Annotated in this window: 11 protein-coding genes; 3 read left to right on the top strand and 8 right to left on the bottom strand. The window is 42.1% G+C overall.

What is annotated here, in order from left to right; all coding sequences use genetic code 11:
• Positions 1–19: 19 nt before the first annotated feature.
• The 8 genes from BM043_RS13295 to BM043_RS19515 form a co-directional block, all read right to left on the bottom strand.
• Positions 20–181, bottom strand: coding sequence for a type II toxin-antitoxin system antitoxin (locus tag BM043_RS13295; protein ID WP_092792406.1), 162 nt, complete (start codon positions 179–181; stop codon positions 20–22).
• On the bottom strand, positions 174–698 hold the full coding sequence (locus tag BM043_RS13290) for a hypothetical protein (RefSeq protein ID WP_092792404.1): 525 nt from the start codon (positions 696–698) through the stop codon (positions 174–176). Before BM043_RS13290 ends, BM043_RS13295 begins: the two co-directional genes overlap by 8 nt.
• Positions 676–1,524 carry an SPFH domain-containing protein gene (locus BM043_RS13285; RefSeq protein WP_092792402.1) on the bottom strand — a complete coding sequence of 283 codons (849 nt, stop codon included), beginning with the start codon at positions 1,522–1,524 and terminating at the stop codon, positions 676–678. Before BM043_RS13285 ends, BM043_RS13290 begins: the two co-directional genes overlap by 23 nt.
• Before the next feature lie 119 nt (positions 1,525–1,643).
• Entirely contained in the window at positions 1,644–2,600 is a 957-nt protein-coding gene (gene ftsY / locus BM043_RS13280; protein ID WP_092792400.1) for a signal recognition particle-docking protein FtsY, read from the bottom strand.
• A 95-nt stretch (positions 2,601–2,695) separates the two neighbouring features.
• Positions 2,696–2,848: a DUF4295 domain-containing protein gene (locus BM043_RS13275; protein WP_092792398.1), complete on the bottom strand. Its 153-nt coding sequence runs from the start codon at positions 2,846–2,848 to the stop codon at positions 2,696–2,698.
• Positions 2,849–2,884: 36 nt separating this feature from the next.
• The gene (gene rpmG / locus BM043_RS13270) at positions 2,885–3,067 is read right to left on the bottom strand and encodes a 50S ribosomal protein L33 (protein WP_092792396.1); all 183 of its coding nucleotides are present in this window, start codon (positions 3,065–3,067) and stop codon (positions 2,885–2,887) included.
• A 31-nt stretch (positions 3,068–3,098) separates the two neighbouring features.
• Positions 3,099–3,341: a 50S ribosomal protein L28 gene (gene rpmB / locus BM043_RS13265; RefSeq protein WP_087938582.1), complete on the bottom strand. Its 243-nt coding sequence runs from the start codon at positions 3,339–3,341 to the stop codon at positions 3,099–3,101.
• A 102-nt stretch (positions 3,342–3,443) separates the two neighbouring features.
• Positions 3,444–3,602, bottom strand: coding sequence for a C1orf53 family protein (locus tag BM043_RS19515; RefSeq protein WP_177188478.1), 159 nt, complete (start codon positions 3,600–3,602; stop codon positions 3,444–3,446).
• A gap of 70 nt (positions 3,603–3,672) precedes the next feature.
• Between BM043_RS19515 and rocD the strand changes: the two genes are divergently transcribed.
• The 3 genes from rocD (at position 3,673) to BM043_RS13250 (ending at position 12,700) form a co-directional block, all read left to right on the top strand.
• Positions 3,673–4,938, top strand: coding sequence for an ornithine--oxo-acid transaminase (gene rocD, locus BM043_RS13260; protein ID WP_092792394.1), 1,266 nt, complete (start codon positions 3,673–3,675; stop codon positions 4,936–4,938).
• Between the two features lie 75 nt (positions 4,939–5,013).
• Positions 5,014–5,673: an HAD family hydrolase gene (locus BM043_RS13255; RefSeq protein WP_092792392.1), complete on the top strand. Its 660-nt coding sequence runs from the start codon at positions 5,014–5,016 to the stop codon at positions 5,671–5,673.
• Between the two features lie 424 nt (positions 5,674–6,097).
• Entirely contained in the window at positions 6,098–12,700 is a 6,603-nt protein-coding gene (locus BM043_RS13250; protein WP_092792390.1) for a DUF6603 domain-containing protein, read from the top strand.
• The last annotated feature ends 2 nt before the right edge of the window (positions 12,701–12,702 follow it).

Genomic DNA, 12,702 nt, shown 5'->3' with positions numbered 1-12,702 from the left:
ATAATTTTATAAGAATAGTTCATTCCTTTTTCTTGGGCAATCGTCCGGATTTTTTTAGCGCTTCTCTGACAATCCATTCCAGCTGCCCATTGGTACTGCGAAATTCATCCGCAGCCCATTTTTCGACCGCTTTCATCATTTCTTCATCCAGTCGAAGTGCGAATGGTTTTTTATTAGCCATGATTCTCCTCTTTCCAATATTCCAGAAAAGGCCGTAATTCTTTCTCCTTTTGGGTTCCGATTAAGACTTTTTTCTTTTCCCCTAAATCAATTTCTAATCCGTGATGCCCAATGACAGTATAGGCTTTCGTACTTCGGTTTCCCTTAATTCCCCAGCCTCCATGATCCGACAAGGGATTGAATTGAACAACTTTCATTTCATGAATTTGATCTTTGGAGATAGTTCTCCACTTAATAAATGGGAAATATCGATAATGAATTCCCGTATCATCAATTCTCGTGTTGAGTTGGATACTCATCAGGAAGAAAAAAGCGAGCATCATGATAGAGAGAATTAGAGTCAAAGTCAGAGCTTTATCGTTTAACTCTCCCGGCTCGTTTAAAACCAACACTGATACAAGAATCAAGGATGGCAACTCAACCATCAGAATCAAATACATGACCCAAGTGCCTCGATAGCTTTGCTGCTCCTTGAAAATCGGATAAGCCATATTTTTATTGATTGAGTGTGCCGACATTCAAAACTGGACTTGCCGCCCGGTCCGAACAAAGCACCACCATCAGGTTGCTGACCATGGCAGCTTTCTTTTCCTCGTCGAAGTCCACAATCCCTTTTAGTTTTAAATCCTCCAAGGCCATATCGACCATCCCTACGGCACCATCCACGATTTTACGTCGGGCAGCGACAATAGCCGTGGCTTGCTGTCGCTGAAGCATGGCTGAGGCGATTTCTGACGAATAAGCTAAGTGGGATATTCTGGCTTCAATCACTTTAATTCCAGCGTGCTCCAGCCGCTCAGAAATCTCCAACTCCAGGGAGTGGTTGACTTCTTCTACACCAGACCGCAAGGTGATTTCTGCATCTTCCGCCTCAAAGTCATCATAGGGATACTTTCCGGCCATTTTCCGAACGGCAGCGTCGGATTGTAGATGAATAAAATTTTCGTAATCCTCTACATCAAAAGTCGCTTTAAACGTATTCTCCACTTGCCAGACCACGATGGTTCCGACCATGACTGGATTACCGATTTTGTCATTCACTTTGAGGGGTTTGTTTTCAAAGTTCCGGACGCGAAGTGAAATCTTCTGTTTGGTCATAAACGGATTAACCCAGAAGAAACCGTTAGCCTTGACCGTTCCTTTGTATGCGCCAAAAAGGATCAAAACCATAGCCTTATTGGGTTGAAGCGTAAAAAATCCCGGAATGATCAGGATAAATGCAAGACAGGCAATGACCCCTACGACGGGAAGCTCATTAATAAAGCTAAAAACGATAGCGGGGATAAGGGCCAAGTTCAAAACAAGGAAGAGGTATCCCGATGAAGGTTTGATTATTTTTTCCATTTTATTATGATGTTAAAATGATATCATATTGAAATACGGTAAAAGTTTTCAATTGTTCAAATTTTTGCAAAAAAAAAGCCCTGAAAATTTCAGGACCTTGAATGATTGTTTGGTGAAAATCACTTTTTGGTAAATAATGAATCGACAAATTCCTTACGATTGAAGAGCTGTAGATCAGTCATTTTCTCTCCCACACCGATGTATTTGACGGGGATTTTTAGCTGATCGGAAATCCCAATAACTACTCCGCCTTTGGCCGTGCCATCTAATTTGGTGATGGCCAAAGAGGTGATTTCGGTGACTTTGGTAAACTCTTTGGCTTGGATAAAGGCATTTTGTCCCGTAGATCCGTCGAGAACCAAAAGAATTTCATGCGGAGCTTCAGGGATGAATTTCTGCATGACCCGTTTGATTTTACTGAGTTCATTCATCAAGTTGACCTTGGTATGAAGTCGGCCGGCCGTATCGACGATGACCACATCTGCTTTTTGATCCACAGCTTGCTTTACCGCATCAAAGGCTACTGAAGCGGGATCGGTATTCATCCCATGCGAAACTACCGGCACCCCAACTCTATTCCCCCAAAGAATCAGCTGATCCACTGCGGCCGCCCTAAAGGTATCTGCTGCGCCAAGGACTACTTTTTTTCCTGCGTTTTTGAAAAGATGGGCGAGTTTTCCGATGGTGGTTGTTTTTCCGACGCCATTTACGCCCACGACCATAATGACGTAGGGCTTTTTATCCTCGGGGATATCAAAATCCAAAAAGTCCTGGGTGTTGTTTTCCTCAAGAAGCGCAACAATCTCCTCTTTCAAAATCCGGTCGAGTTCATCAGTAGAAAGGTACTTGTCTCGGGCTACTCGCTCTTCGATTCGTTGGATGACCTTGATAGTGGTATCCACACCTACGTCTGAGGTAATGAGTATCTCTTCCAGTTCATCCAAAACTTCCTCGTCCACTTTGGATTTTCCGACGACGGCTTTTCCAAGTTTTGAGAAAATATTTTCACTGGATTTTTGAAGTCCCTGATCGAGACTTTCCTTTTTGTCCTTAGAGAAGAAACCAAAGATTCCCATACTGAAATGATTGAATTGAAAGTGGAATATAATGAAAAAGTCCCTGCTGACCGATGGACAGAGGGACTATAAATCATTACGATGCTTTTGGCAAATTATTTTTTCAGAGTATCCTGAACCAAAGTGGCCGGAACCATTTCCTCTTTGAAGGTGTATGCGCCAGTCTTGTCAGACTTGACCGCTCTGATCACTTTGGCGTAAGATACGCCGCCTTCTTTTTTCAGGGTTGCTACTACTTTCTTAGCCATGTTTTTGTTTATTTATGGAGGTAAACCTCAGCTAAATTACTTAATTTCTTTGTGAACAGTCACCTTTTTCAGGATGGGATTGAATTTTTTCAATTCCAAACGCTCAGTGGTGTTTTTTCTGTTTTTGGTTGTGATATATCTGGAAGTACCTGGCATGCCAGAAGTTTTGTGCTCTGTGCATTCCATAATCACTTGTACTCTATTTCCTTTCTTAGCCATCTTCTTGCTCTTTAAATTACGTCGTGACTGATTATTTGATTACAATCATTCCTTTGTTTTGTGCCTCTTTCAACACTGCAGTGATTCCCTTCTTGTTGATGGTCTTCAATGCCTTGGTACACACTTTCAAAGTAATCCATGCGTCTTCTTCAGGAACGTAGAAGGTCTTCTTGTGAAGATTTGGGTAGAATCTACGCTTCGTCTTATTGTTTGCATGGGACACGTTGTTACCTACTCGAGGTCTTTTTCCGGTAATGTCACAAACTTTTGCCATGATTTTATATCGTAATTGGTATGCGTTTCTGTAATGAGTCTGCAAATATCGGAACTTTTTGGGAATTAACAACAAAGCCTCTTAAAAATATACTGGTTTATTTTAGCGCTTCGGATAGGGGCAGTGTCGGCATCCACTTCCGCAGCAATAGCCCCTTTTGAGATGATATTGCTCGGTAAATACCATCAATCCCTCCTTCGTAAAATAATAATCTCCCGGGCCCAATTCTGGTAAGTCACCCTTCTTCTTTTCTGTTTTCATGGTTGCCCTCTCAGGCAATTGTTATATTTGCCTAAGTGAAATTATTTGAAACTCAAATTTAGTAAAAATCATGGAGACCATCACTTCAAGTAAGCGGGCGATTGCCTTGGAAGACCAATACGGTGCGCACAATTATCATCCCCTGCCCGTTGTGCTCAGCAGAGGTGAGGGTGTTTTTCTCTGGGATGTAGAAGGGAAAAGATACTACGATTTCCTCTCAGCCTACTCGGCAGTCAATCAGGGACACTGCCATCCTAGAATCAAGGATGCGCTGATCGAGCAGGCTGGTACACTCACCCTCACTTCCCGAGCATTTTATAATGACGTGTTGGGGCCTTTTGAAAAATACATCACCGAGTATTTTGGGTTTGACAAAGTCCTACCGATGAACACAGGGGCAGAAGGAGTGGAGACCGCTATCAAAATCGCCCGAAAGTGGGGATACGAAAAAAAGGGTGTTGCTGAAAATGAAGCTAAAATCATTGTAGCTGAAAACAACTTCCACGGCAGGACGACTACGATCATCTCTTTTTCCAATGATGCCAATGCCCGAAAGAATTTTGGACCCTACACTGACGGCTTTATCCGAATCCCATACGATGATATCACGGCTTTAAAAGCCGCATTGGGTCAGGAAAATGTGGTGGCTTTTTTAGTAGAACCGATTCAAGGTGAAGCGGGAGTGTACACTCCTACGGATGATTATATCAGAAAAGCCAAAGAAGCCTGCTCAGAAAAAGAAGTTTTGCTGATCGCTGATGAAATCCAAACCGGGATAGCGCGGACAGGTTCGCTTTTGGCAGTATGCGGTAATTGTACCTGTGAAGGTCACTGTGAAAAGCAGGAGACGTATACCAAGCCGGATATGTTGATTTTGGGGAAGGCCATATCAGGTGGTTTTTATCCGGTATCTGCGGTCTTAGCTGATAAAGAAGTCATGGATGTAATCCAGCCAGGCCAACACGGATCCACTTTTGGTGGAAATCCACTAGGTGCAAAAGTAGCAATTGCTGCCCTTGAGGTAGTTCGTGATGAGAAATTAGCTCAAAATGCCCGTAAACTGGGTGAATTATTCCGGGAGAGAATGCAAAAAATGATTGATAATTTCCCCATTGCCAAACTGGTCAGAGGTAAAGGCTTGCTGAATGCAGTCGTGATTAATGACTCTGAGTATAGCTCCACCGCTTGGGACATCTGTGTGAAATTGGCCGAAAACGGATTATTGGCCAAGCCTACCCATGGAAATATCATTCGATTTGCACCGCCACTAGTCATGACGGAGGAGCAGCTGCACGAATGCTGTGACATCATCGAGCGGGTGATTTCAAAATTTTAACAAGAGCAGAATTTATTTAGATAGGGGGTTGTTTGACTGAAAAGTTTGGCAACCCCTTTTCCTTACTAATCAATCATGAGCAAAGCGATTTTATTTGATATGGATGGCGTCATCTGCCATACTAACCCATTTCATTCACTAGCATTTAAGGAGTTTTTTTTAAAACGGGATATGTTTCCGACAGAGGAGGAATTTTCCCTTCATATGTATGGTAAAAGCAACTCATATATAATGAGTCATTTTTTTAAGCGGAAAATCGAGGGGAAAGAATTGCTTTTACTCGAGAATGAGAAAGAGAGTTTGTTTCGGGAAATCTACCAGCATCATGTAGATCCTATTTCGGGTTTCTTGGAGTTTTTAGAAAAAATAAAAGCCAGAGGTCTTAAAACTGCCGTGGCTACTTCAGCCCCGATGGCCAACCTAGAATTGATTGCGGGAAAATTAAACTTGTTTCCTCACTTCGAATCAGCCATGGCCAGTGAGCATGTTACCAAGCATAAGCCAGATCCGGAAGTTTACCTGAAAAGCGCCGAAAAGCTCAATGTACATCCCGCTGATTGTATCGTGTTTGAAGATTCCTTTTCAGGGGCTACGGCAGGCTTAAATGCGGGCATGAAAGTAGTTGCTGTGCTTTCTTCTCATACTCAGGAAGAGCTGCCCGCTTGTCATCATTACATCGAGGATTATCAGGGTTTGGACCCAGACGTGTTATTTGAGATTTTGGATATTAGGTGACATTTATAGTCACTATTTTGATACGAAACAATCTATTCGGATGCTTGGAGCTACTTTTTAAGACATTTGGAAAGGATACTGCCTGAGAACCGGTTTCCTTCAATTTTAGCCTGTTCCGATTACTATCCCAGGCTAACTTTTAGAAAGGCAAGGAAAGAGTTTATTGAAAAAATAGATGACCCTTAATCCGGCTTTTTTGGTTTTTCGGAAGATTAAAAATTTTTTTTCAGAAGCAAATATCACTTTTTTAAAAAAAATTGAATTTTTCATTTAAGGCAATGGACAAAATAATTTATTGATTGTATAATATTTTTCATTCTAATATTTCTTTAAAAAATTACATACAAAATTTTTTAAATCTGATTTAATCTACTTAGATTCAACCTGTTGAGTTTTTGTTGAATTTTTCAAACCATCTACTTTTATGGCTGTAATCAACCTACCTTTTGAATCGTTGCTCTCGGATTCGGGGATCAGCCAGCTCAAAGGACAATTGGATCAACTGATTTCCAATCCTTCTGATACGGCTGAAATGGTTCTGGAGCATTTGCGGGATAATGCAGATCTTCCCATCAAAATCCCGGTTTCGGTCTCCAAGGAATCCGCGCAATACGTCATCGAGACAGTTCAGGATTTGGCTACTGAGGAATTTGAATTTTTTCTCCAAGATCTAGAATCGGTTTTAAAAGAGTTTAATATCAAACTCAATGAAACCACCACGGCTATTGAGGAATTAATTTTTCGTGCAGAATCTCAGCTTCTGTCTATACGGGATCGGGTGAGTGATGAATTAGTCAAAATCCCCTATGAAATTGGAATCCGAGACAATAACGGAACTCGGGAGTTTTTCATCACTCAAACAGGAGTGATCGAGGGCAAGGTCCATGGAGTAAACATGAACCTCAAAGAATCCGAGCTTTCGTTTACCGCATCCATGCTGTCCGGGCTTTCATTAGATCTTGATGTGTTGATGCCTGGGCTCAATGCGCTAAATAATGCCGCCTCTCAGCCAATCAACCTTAAATTGGATTTTGCTTCTGGGATATTTACTGGAACTGCCAGCAATCTTCCTCCAGCCCGATTACAAGGAATCAGGGCCAATCTCACCCAATTGACTCTGGTGATTCAGGATGGAGATTTTCAATCTGGTACCCAAATGTCGGGAGCGTTTGAATTTGATTTTTTGGATGGAAGTACGATCGACTTTTCTGTCGAATTGCTCAATAATGGTGATGTCCGCTACCAAGCCCAAAATCCAGAAGGGCAAGAGCTGAAAAAAGGAAGTATTTCGGTCTTTTTTGAAAAAATTGAGGTCCTCACTTACCCTTCTTCGCCCTCGGAGATTGATATTCACGGCTGGGCGGAATTGCCTGGATTCAATGATTCGGCTACGCAAAGCCCAGCCAAAACTTCATTTCGTTTTGGATATTCCGAACCACATTTTGAGTTTACGGGGCAGGATTTCACTCCAATTCCACTGGGATTTGGTTCGGTGAACTTTGACGAGGTTTTTCTCAGAATACATAAAAACGGCACATTGAATGAAAGCAGGTGGGAGGGCAAGGTAAGCCTGCCCTTGTTTGAAGATGGTCAGCTGGATTTTGGGATAAATTTTGAAAATGAAGCCACGAATCGCTTTCGACTCGAAGTCAGCAATCCTACTAATCAAACTCTCAAACATGGAGGCTTTGAGCTAAACCTACAGCAATACGAAATGCTGTATGAGAATGAATTGCTTCAGGATGTGACAGGTGATGGGGAATTGACCATGCCTGAAGTTACTTCCGGCACTCCCATACAGGTAGAATTGCAGTTTACCCGAAGTGCTTCCAATGAAAATCTAAGCATAGCAGTTAGCGATTTTGGCACCCCGGAAATTGCCGGTTGCCAGCTGGAGTTTTCACAAATTCGATTTCTTTTTGTCAATAATACATTTACCAACAGTCAAATTAATGGGAAACTCAAATTGCCGGATACGACTGATGGAGCGGGAATTAATTTCAATCTCAATATATCTAATCAAGGGGAAGATTTTCATATCGAGCTGACGGGTAATCCACAGGATAATCAGTTGGTTTTTGGTCCCGTCGAATTATCATTGAATTCTTTTGACCTGCACGTTGTCAATAAGCAGCTGCAAAGTATTGAAGGTGAGGGTCAGTTGCTTTTACCCGGATTGAGTCAGGCTTTTGACGTTGATTTTGCTACTCAAATCAACGGGGCGAATGTGACCTACGAAATCCAGCTCAATGATGTAGCAGCCGAGATCGAAGGTTTTCGCTTGAGTTTTACACAAATCAATTTACTCCTAGAAAATGGTCAACAGTTTCAAGCTTCGGCCTCGGGAGGGTTAACTTTACCCGTATTTGAAGAGGGAGGAGAACTGGATTTTGAGGTGAATTTTGACCGGGGTAAAACATATCAAGTTGATGTAAATAGTGGAACCCAACTCGTGAAGTTTGGGGATTTTGAATTGAAGCAGCTTGATATTGATTTTGAGGTAGCTAATGGAGTGCTTCAGGATTTTTCAGGAAGTGGTGAACTTCAGATACCCGTTTTTAATTCTGCTACGCAGGTTTCGTTTGTGTATTCCCGAACACTGGATCAGTATAACATCGGATTACAAAATCCTGTGGATGTCGAATTATTCGGTGGAGAGCTTCAGCTTGCATCCCTGGATTTTGAGATTAGAGATGGGGACTATCACCATGGACAAGCTTCGGGTAATTTTAAACTTCCGGACTCCACCGGTGGAGCAGGGATTCAATTTGAATTGGTAGTAGATGCCAACGGAAAAGGCTATGAAATCGATCTTATCGGCACACCTGATCAAAATACAATTGAATTTGGTCCGCTTAGTTTGTCTTTTTTAAACTTTGAATTGAAAGTAGAAGACAAGGAACTCGAATCAGTAAATGGTGGAGGATCGCTTTTAATTCCCGGCTTGGATAGTCCATTTAATTTTGCGATTTCTTTTGAGAAAAATGGAAATGACCACACCTTTATTATCCAGTTGAATGATGTGTCGGCCGATCTCGAAAGTTTCAATTTACAATTCGAAAAAATCCGGATTGAGGCCGTACAAGGTCAGAGCTATTCGGCGGAGATCAATGGAGAAATCACCGTTCCTGTATTTGATGGGAATCCCTTAGCCTTCGACTTGGAAATTCAGTCAAACTCTTCCTACGAAATCAAGATCAACGGCAGTGGACAAACTGCCAATTTTGGAATATTTGAATTGAGTGATTTGGATTTGGATATCGAAGTGGATAATGGAGGGGTAAAAAATGCTAGTGGTGGGGCAAAATTTCTTATTCCTGAAATCAGCCAAGCCGATCAACCATTCGCTGTTCAAGTAGCTTATTCCAAAAATGGGGATGAGATTTTTGAGCTTTCTGCATCGGCATTGCCTCAGGTTGATTTGGCTATTTTCACCCTAAATATTGCTGATCTGGCATTTTTGATCAAAAATGGGGCATTTGATTCGGCTAATCTCACGGGATCGATGACCATGCCTATTTTTACCAATGGAGGCAGTTTGAATTTCACTTTTGAAGTTGAAAATCAAGGAGATTCTTACACCGTAAAAATCACATCTTCCGGTACGCTAGATGGAAGTGGATTGGAAATTAAAGACTTGGATTTTGAGTTGGTCGTTCAGAATTCCGGTCTGTCATCCATCAGTGGTGAGGCCCAATTTAAACTTCCCGGGGGAGATAGTTTTGTCGGGGTTTCGGTGAGCTATACCAAGGCTACAAATAAATTGACATTTGCAGCCACTACCCTGCCTATCTTCAAAATCGGAGATATTGATTTTAATTTCAGCCAATTTGGATTTGCCATTCAGAATGGAAACTTGACTGATGCTAATTTTGAAGGAAATCTAAAAATTCCTGCTTGTGAACCCGGACATGACGAATTGGATTTTGAGTTTCAGCTTTCGAATGGAAATAACTACACGATCAAAGCGAATCCTGATGGGCAACGGACCGAGCTCAAGCTAGGTGATGTCAGTTTGTTTATTGAGGAGTTTGACTTACAGATTTTAAATGGCGATCTGGAAAGTATCAGTGCCCAAGCTGGATTGGGTTTTTCGGGATTTGAGGAAGAAAACGGTTCAGGTCCAGCAGAGATTGCTATTGGTTTTAGCTATGAAAAGGCGGGTAAAAAATACCAAATTTCCGTCAATCAGGATCAAAAAATCAAAGTCGGAGAATTTGCCTTTTTACTTAAAACCTTAGAATTAAGTTTTACTTCTGACAGTTTGGAGTATCCGTTTACTTTCGAGGGTGAACTGGAAATCCCAGGATTGAAAGATGATTCGGATCAGCAGGCGAAGGTGGAGATCAGTTTTACTGTTCCTTCTGCAGGTAACTTTACGGGATCTATTGGAAGTACTGCTGTATTCCATTTGGGAAATGTCAAGATCTCGATTTCTTCAGTGGAAGTTAGCAAAGCTGGTTCTGATATTTCCATTGCCTTAAAAGGAGCGCTTGAAATCGAGGGATTGGGTGGTGATTCCACAGCCATTGAGGTGGATATAATGATTGACAGCGAGGGGGCTTTCCATATAATAGGTGAAATCACTCCCAGCACCGATGCATTAAAAGTCCTCGATATTCCAAGCGTTGTTCGGATTTATCTCAATAAAATCGGTCTGAGTCGATCTGCTTCCGATGAATGGGATTTTATCCTTGGGGGTCTAATTGAAAACCAGATAGTTATTCCAGGGATGGATAACCTGCTTCCCAGTGAGGTAAATCTTAAAGATCTTCAGTTTGGGAATACCTTTGATATTGACTTGGATATTCGCTGGCCTTCGGGCTTGAGTGTTTCCTTTGGAGGGGCACAAAGTGAAGCCTTGATTCCGGTGAACGGAAAGTTTGGAAATGCTGTCAGCCTTGATGCAATAAAAATCACCTATAAAGATAACGGTGGAGCCGGTGTGGATCTTGGAATTTCCCTATCTGGAGCAAGTATTGTTTTGGGACCGGTGGCTGCTTCTGTAGAAGGATTGGGTATTGAGGCGACTTTGACAAAGGCAACTTTTAACAACGGGGTTCCTCAAGGGGATTCCAATTTTGGAATTGTAAATATTGATATCCGATTCTTGCCACCAACAGGATTGGGAGTGTCTTTGGATACACCTGTATTTAGTGGTGGGGGATACTTATTTTTTGATGATGAAAAAGGAGAATATGCCGGTGCTGTCGAGCTTTCCTTTATGAATATGTTTGCCGTATCGGCCATTGGAATCATCAACAGCAAAATGCCAGATGGCAAGCCGGGTACTTCAGTATTATTTATTGTTTCAGTAGAATTCGGAACGGGGATCGCATTGGGTTTTGGCTTTTTCTTGTCAGGATTGGGGGGGATTCTCGGGATTCACCGGACGATCCAAGTAGAGCGTCTACGGGACGGTGTCCGATCGGGGACAATCCAGAATATTCTTTTCCCTAAAGATATCATTGCCAATATCAATAAGATATTGACTGATATTAAAGAGGTCTTTCCAGTCAAACGGGATCAGTTTGTTTTGGGACCTATGGCCGCGATTACCTGGGGAGTTCCGACTATTTTGAGAGTGGATTTGGGAATTGCCATTGAATTTGCCAATCCAGTTCGGTTTGGGATTTTGGGTGTATTGCGAGTAATTTTGCCGGATGAAAATGTCTCCTTGATCAAAATCCAAGTAGCATTCTTGGGCCTGATTGATTTTGAAAAAGGCATGCTCAGCTTTGATGCTAGTCTTTTTGATTCCAAAGTATTGACTTTTGGCTTGGAAGGCGACATGGTGCTGCGGATTAGTTGGGGCGAAAAGCCAGATTTTGTCCTCTCTGTGGGAGGTTTCCATCCTAGGTTTAAGCCGCCTACCCATTTGCAGATTCCGACCATGAAGCGGATGACACTTAAGATTCTCTCGGGCAACCCCCGCTTGACGCTGACTTGTTATTTTGCAGTGACTTCCAATACGGTACAATTTGGTGCCGGGATTGATTTTTACTTTGGCGTTGCTGGATTTAAGGTAGTAGGAGAGTTTGGCTTTGATGTATTATTCCAATTTTCACCTTTCCGCTTTATCGCCGATGCAAGAGCAAGATTGGCGGTTATGGCTGGCAGTACAACGCTTCTAAGCCTATCGCTTGAGTTTAGCCTTGAAGGTCCCGCTCCTTGGCGTGCTAAAGGTACCGCTAAATTTAAGGTACTATTTTTCTCCGTCAAGGTCAAATTTGATGTCACCTGGGGAGATAAGCGAGATACCAGTTTACCGGATATTGAGGTATTTCCATTGCTTTTGGAGGCCTTGGAGGATATTCAAAATTGGCGAAGCATTACCAAGTCAGTGGGAAGTTCGGGACTGCGCATGAAGGCACTGAGTGATGAAGGCGAGTTGATTTTGACACCTAATGGCAGTATAGAGATCAGTCAGAAAATCGTCCCTCTCAATGTGGAGATAAGCAAGTTTGGACAATTTAAGCCTGCAGACTATTCCCAATTTGAAATACCTGAGATTTCCATTGGTAACTCTGATTTAGACCCAAGTTTTGTTCAAGAGCTTTTTGCGTCTGCCAACTTTGTGGACTTGCCTGATAATGAAAAGCTCAGCTTACCTTCTTTCAATCCTCAGGACTCCGGTGTCAGTTTAAAAGCCGGAAGTGAGTTATCCTGTGGCAAACTGACCAATCGTCCCGTTCAGTACGAAGAGATGGTCATGGATGAAGTCAATACTCAGTGGAGTTTGGTTAGGGGAAATACATTTTCATTACCTAAAATGGAAGGAGCTTATTTTAGTAAAAATGGTGCAATAGCCCAATCCAAGCTTTCGGCTAAACAAACAAAAATCCATAATCTTCATCGTGTGGAATTGAATAAGCCTGCCTTTGCGGTGGCTAGCACGGAAGATCTGACGGTTTTGCCTAATGAGAAGCAAATGACTTATATCGATGCGATGAACGTGGTCAAATCAACTTCCAAAAAGGGTTCTCGAAGTATACAAGTGGTTTCCAGTGATATTTTAGAATTATAATT

It is taken from the genome of Algoriphagus hitonicola (genome assembly GCF_900113375.1).
In the GTDB taxonomy this organism is placed as follows: domain Bacteria; phylum Bacteroidota; class Bacteroidia; order Cytophagales; family Cyclobacteriaceae; genus Algoriphagus; species Algoriphagus hitonicola.
Note: the sequence above shows the minus strand (reverse complement) of the source record. Positions and strands in the feature narration are given on the sequence as shown.

Coding starts and splice junctions, on each gene's coding strand:
- BM043_RS13275 (WP_092792398.1), bottom strand. CDS start 2,848: ATGGCTAAGAAAGTAGTAGCAACCCTGAAAAAAGAAGGCGGCGTATCT.
- BM043_RS13285 (WP_092792402.1), bottom strand. CDS start 1,524: ATGGAAAAAATAATCAAACCTTCATCGGGATACCTCTTCCTTGTTTTG.
- BM043_RS13295 (WP_092792406.1), bottom strand. CDS start 181: ATGGCTAATAAAAAACCATTCGCACTTCGACTGGATGAAGAAATGATG.
- rpmB (WP_087938582.1), bottom strand. CDS start 3,341: ATGGCAAAAGTTTGTGACATTACCGGAAAAAGACCTCGAGTAGGTAAC.
- rpmG (WP_092792396.1), bottom strand. CDS start 3,067: ATGGCTAAGAAAGGAAATAGAGTACAAGTGATTATGGAATGCACAGAG.
- BM043_RS19515 (WP_177188478.1), bottom strand. CDS start 3,602: ATGAAAACAGAAAAGAAGAAGGGTGACTTACCAGAATTGGGCCCGGGA.
- BM043_RS13255 (WP_092792392.1), top strand. CDS start 5,014: ATGAGCAAAGCGATTTTATTTGATATGGATGGCGTCATCTGCCATACT.
- BM043_RS13290 (WP_092792404.1), bottom strand. CDS start 698: ATGTCGGCACACTCAATCAATAAAAATATGGCTTATCCGATTTTCAAG.
- BM043_RS13250 (WP_092792390.1), top strand. CDS start 6,098: ATGGCTGTAATCAACCTACCTTTTGAATCGTTGCTCTCGGATTCGGGG.
- rocD (WP_092792394.1), top strand. CDS start 3,673: ATGGAGACCATCACTTCAAGTAAGCGGGCGATTGCCTTGGAAGACCAA.
- ftsY (WP_092792400.1), bottom strand. CDS start 2,600: ATGGGAATCTTTGGTTTCTTCTCTAAGGACAAAAAGGAAAGTCTCGAT.